This window comes from Mesorhizobium sp. M1A.F.Ca.IN.020.06.1.1 (assembly GCF_004023265.1).
Classification (GTDB): Bacteria; Pseudomonadota; Alphaproteobacteria; order Rhizobiales; family Rhizobiaceae; genus Mesorhizobium.
The window spans coordinates 1-4,171 of the sequence record NZ_RZSR01000531.1; the positions used below are offsets into that span (position 1 = coordinate 1).

Sequence of the window (4,171 nt, forward strand, 5' to 3'; positions counted from 1 at the left end):
GCACGGAAGCGCGCCAAAAAAGTCCGCAGGCGCTCGTTCGTGGTCTCCGCGGCAAGCACCTCCTTCGGCGGCCCGACGGCACTGACGCCGCCGTCGGCCATGAAGACGATGCGGCTTGAGGCGTCGCGGGCGAAAGCCATCTCATGCGTCACCATCACCATGGTCATGCCGTCCTCAGCGAGGCTTTTCACCACGGCCAGAACCTCGCCGACGAGTTCCGGATCGAGGGCCGAGGTGATCTCGTCGAGCAGCAGGATCTTCGGCTCCATGGCGACGGCGCGGGCGATGCCGACACGCTGCTGCTGGCCGCCGGAAAGCTCGGCGGGCAGGCTGTCGGCCTTGTGGGCGAGACCGACACGACCCAACCAGTGCTCGGCGATCGAGCGCGCCTCGGCGCTGCTCTTGCCGCGTACCTTGGTGAGGCCGAGCATGATGTTGCCGGCCGCCGTCAGATGCGGGAACAGGTTGAAGCCCTGGAACACCATGCCCGTCTCGGCGCGCATGGCGGCCAAGTCGCGCTCGCTGCGGCGCTGGCGCGCACCGCCGTCGCGAAAACCGACCTCCTTGCCGTCGATGCGGATCGAGCCGCTGTCGTAGCTTTCGAGGAAGTTGACGCAGCGCAGCAGCGTGGTCTTGCCGCTGCCGGACGGTCCGATGATGGCGACCACCTCGCCCTTCGCCACCTTGAGGCTGACCGAGCGCAGTACCTCGACCGAGCCAAAGGATTTCGAGACCTCGGCGATATCGAGAAGCGCAGGGCTGTTATCGGAAGTGGTGGCCATCGTGCTATTCCCGGATGAAGGCAAAGCGCTGCTCCAGCCGTCGGCTGGCAAGCGAAAGCGCGTAGTTGACGCCGAAATAGAGAAGGGCGCCGAGGATATAGAGCGGCATCGCCTCATAGGTGCGGCCAATGACCTGGTTGATGGCCTGCATCAGATCGGTGATGCCGAGCAGCGAGACCAGCGCGCTGCCCTTGACCGCGTCGGTGACGCCGTTGATCCAAGGCGGCAGGAAGCGGCGGAAGGCCTGCGGGAAAATCACGTAGGTAAGGCGCTGGCGAAAGGTCAGGCCAATCGCCATCGCCGCTTCCGACTGGCCTTTCGGGATCGAGGCGACGGCTCCGCGCAGATATTCGACGACCTGCGCGGTCTTGAACAAGGTCAACGCCAGCACCGCCGCCCAGAAGGACTGGAGATGCACGCCGACGGCCGGCAGGCCGTAATAGACGAAGAAGATCAGCACCAGGATCGGGATGCCGCGGACGGTGTCGCTGAAGATCCGCACCGCCCAGCGCAAGGGTGCGGGCCCGTAGACGAGGCCAACGCCGAGGACAACGCCGGCGATCAGCGACAGCACCACGACGAGCAGCGATACCCAAAGCGTCAGCGCGAAGCCTTCGGCGAGGAACGGAAGGGCGTAAGCGATCTGGCCAAGCATCAGCGCGCCGTCCTATACCAGCGCTCGACCAGCCGGAGCGCGAAGAGCAGGGCGTAACCCGTCACCAGATACATCGCCGTCACCACCAGATAGACCTCGACGATGCGGAAGGTGTTGAAGTTGATCCACTGCGCGCCGTAGGTCAGTTCGGGCACGGAGATGACGGAAGCGACAGACGTGTCCTTGAACAGCGAGATGAAGGTGTTGGAAAGCGCCGGCAGGGTGATGCGCATCATCGTCGGCAGCCGCACATGGACAAGCCGCTGCCATGGCGTAAGGCCGATCGCCTTGCCGGCATCGATCTGGCCGCGCGGCACGGCTTCGAGGCCGGATCGGAACACTTCGACGAGATAGGCGCCGCTGTAGACGGCAAGCGTGGCGACGAAGGACGTCTGCGCGCTGTAGGCCAGGTCGATGACGGTCGGCAGACCGTAGAACACCAGATAGACCAGCAGGATCAGCGGCACGTTGCGGATGAATTCGACGTAAGAGGCGATAATGCCGCGCACGACACGCCCGGCCGAGACATACCAGACGGCCAGTACCAGTCCGATGACAATGCCGATGGCGATCGAAATCACGGCAAGCTCGAGGCTGAGCAGCAGTCCGCCCCACAGCTTGTCGAAGTGGCGCCAGATCAGGTTGAAATTGAGCGTATAGCCCATGCGTCCGTCTCAATGGCCTGTGGTGACGATCCAGAATTCGCCACTGCAGGAGCCCGTGTCGAGGAGAACAGGCGGAAGGGCGCTTGCTGCGGCCCTCCGCCGGCTAAAGTCAGACAGGCCTCGTCAGATGACCGGGAAGCCCGGATGGCGCGGCGGCGGTTCCTGGCCGAAATATTCCTTGAAGGCAGCGTCGTAGAGTGCCGTCTCGTGGCCGAACATGGCGATGGTGAAGGTCTGGTTGACGTAGGTCAGCCAGTCGAGGTCGCCCTGCCTGATGGCCGCGCCGTAAAGCATCGAATACCAGCTCTTGCCGGCGTCGAAATATTTGTCCGGGTTGCGCGAGGCGAGCCAGCGCACGGTGGAGAGGTCGACCGCGGCGGCGTCGACGCGCTTGGATTCCAGCGCCTGCAGCACGTTGGCCTGGGTGTCGATCTGCATCACTTGCGCCTGCGGCAGGGCAAAGTGCACCGAGTTTTCGGCATCGACATTCTGCAGGATCGAGATGCGCGTGGCCGAGCCGTTCGCCAGCAGCTTGTCGAAAGTCTTGTTCTCGGAGCCGGGCAGCGTCAGCAGCGCGACGCCTTCGACATAGTAGGGGCGCGAGAAGTGGATCAGCTGCGAGCGCTGCGCCGTCATGGTCATGAACTGGATGGTGATGTCGACCTTGTTGGTGGTCACGTTCGGAATGCGCTGCGCCGGATCCTGCATGACGAATTCGACCTTGGTCGGGTCATCGAAAAGGCCCTTGGCGAGGATGCGCCCCATAGTGATGTCCATGCCGACCAGCTCGCCGGCATCGTTCTCGAAATGCCACGGCGCGTTGGTGCTGCCGGTGCCGACGATCAGCTTGCCGCGATCGAGCGCGGTCCGCAGCACGCTATCGGACGCGGCTTGCGCGGCGGCCTTCTCGGCGCTGACCGCGGTGAGCGCGCCGGCGGTGGCAAGTCCGGCCATTCCCAATTTCAGAAAATCACGTCTTCCGGATGTGTCGTTCACGGCGACCTCCTTTGGTGTGTGTTCCCCATGAATACACGCGTCAGCAATCGATATACGATTGTCTCTTACAAGAGACGTATGTATCCTGTACAAGACAGATACTAACACCGGGAATCGACAATGCAAGATGGCGAAGCGCTGACCGAGTGGCAGGCCGCAGGTTCGGACGAGGAGAGGCCCGCGAACTCTCGCGAGAAGGGTCTCAACCGCGCGCTGCACATTCTGGAGTTCCTGCATGCCACGCAGCGCGCGATCGGCATCGGCGAGCTGGCCAAGGGGCTCAACGCCCCCCGCTCGACGACTTACACGCTCGTTCGCGAGCTGGTCGGTGCCGGTCTCCTGGAGATGGCCGGCGACGGCAACCGCGTCTATTTCGGCAAGAAGCTTTACCTCTACGGAATGGCCTATATGCGCGGCAACGACCTCCTCAGGCGCGGACGGCAGGAGGTCGACACGCTGTCGCGCGAGACCGGCGAGACCTCGGAGCTGTGCATGCTGCAGAGCGGCCGCTACACGATCGTCCATTCGAGCCCGGGCACCAGGCCGTTCCGCATCAGCTCGGCCACCGGCCTGCAGATCCCGCTGCCTTGGACCGCGTCGGGCCGGCTGCTGCTCGCCGGCCTGGAACGCAGCCGGATCGAGGCGATGATCTCCCAGGACGACCTCGTGCTGCCGGATGGCCGCAAGATCGAGCTCGACGACTTCATCGACGACATCGCAAAAGCCCGCGTCACCGGCTATTGCGTGACGTCGGGCCTTGTCGACGCCTATACCAAATGCTTGGCGGCGCCGGTCTTTTCAGCGCCCGGGAAGATCGAGGCGACGATGTGCCTGGTGGTTCCGATCGACACGTCGGAAGATCGGACAGGCGAGCTGGTCGCGCTGCTGCGTGACCGCGCCGCGCGGCTTTCGATCCCCTAGCCGTCGAGCGAAGGAAGCTGCCGGTCAGGCGATGATGTCGGGGATGATGCGGTCTTCCAGCGCCATCAGCCGGTCCTTCAGCATCAGCTTCTTCTTCTTCATGCGCTGGATCTGCAGCGGGTCGCAACCCATGGCGATCATCGCATTGATGG

At 63.8% G+C, this 4,171-nt stretch carries 6 protein-coding genes; 1 reads left to right on the forward strand and 5 read right to left on the reverse strand.

The window, feature by feature from the left end; genetic code table 11:
- From EOA60_RS21535 to EOA60_RS21550, 4 genes are all read right to left on the reverse strand, one after another.
- Positions 1-782: amino acid ABC transporter ATP-binding protein (locus tag EOA60_RS21535; protein WP_164899450.1), on the reverse strand; the 782-nt coding region annotated here is incomplete at its 3' end.
- Positions 783-786: 4 nt separating this feature from the next.
- The gene (locus EOA60_RS21540) at positions 787-1,437 is read right to left on the reverse strand and encodes an amino acid ABC transporter permease (protein WP_067001941.1); all 651 of its coding nucleotides are present in this window, start codon (positions 1,435-1,437) and stop codon (positions 787-789) included.
- The gene (locus EOA60_RS21545) at positions 1,437-2,102 is read right to left on the reverse strand and encodes an amino acid ABC transporter permease (RefSeq protein ID WP_067319366.1); all 666 of its coding nucleotides are present in this window, start codon (positions 2,100-2,102) and stop codon (positions 1,437-1,439) included. The genes EOA60_RS21540 and EOA60_RS21545 overlap by 1 nt, the downstream gene beginning before the upstream one ends.
- A 123-nt stretch (positions 2,103-2,225) precedes the next feature.
- Positions 2,226-3,056 carry a transporter substrate-binding domain-containing protein gene (locus EOA60_RS21550; RefSeq protein ID WP_197504271.1) on the reverse strand — a complete coding sequence of 277 codons (831 nt, stop codon included), beginning with the start codon at positions 3,054-3,056 and terminating at the stop codon, positions 2,226-2,228.
- Positions 3,057-3,218: 162 nt separating this feature from the next.
- Between EOA60_RS21550 and EOA60_RS21555 the strand changes: the two genes are divergently transcribed.
- Positions 3,219-4,019, forward strand: a complete 801-nt coding sequence (locus EOA60_RS21555) for an IclR family transcriptional regulator (protein WP_095824056.1) — start codon at positions 3,219-3,221, stop codon at positions 4,017-4,019.
- A 24-nt stretch (positions 4,020-4,043) separates the two neighbouring features.
- On the opposite strand, the gene EOA60_RS21560 is transcribed toward EOA60_RS21555, so the two are convergent.
- Positions 4,044-4,171: DUF465 domain-containing protein (locus EOA60_RS21560; protein ID WP_128311840.1), on the reverse strand; the 128-nt coding region annotated here is incomplete at its 5' end.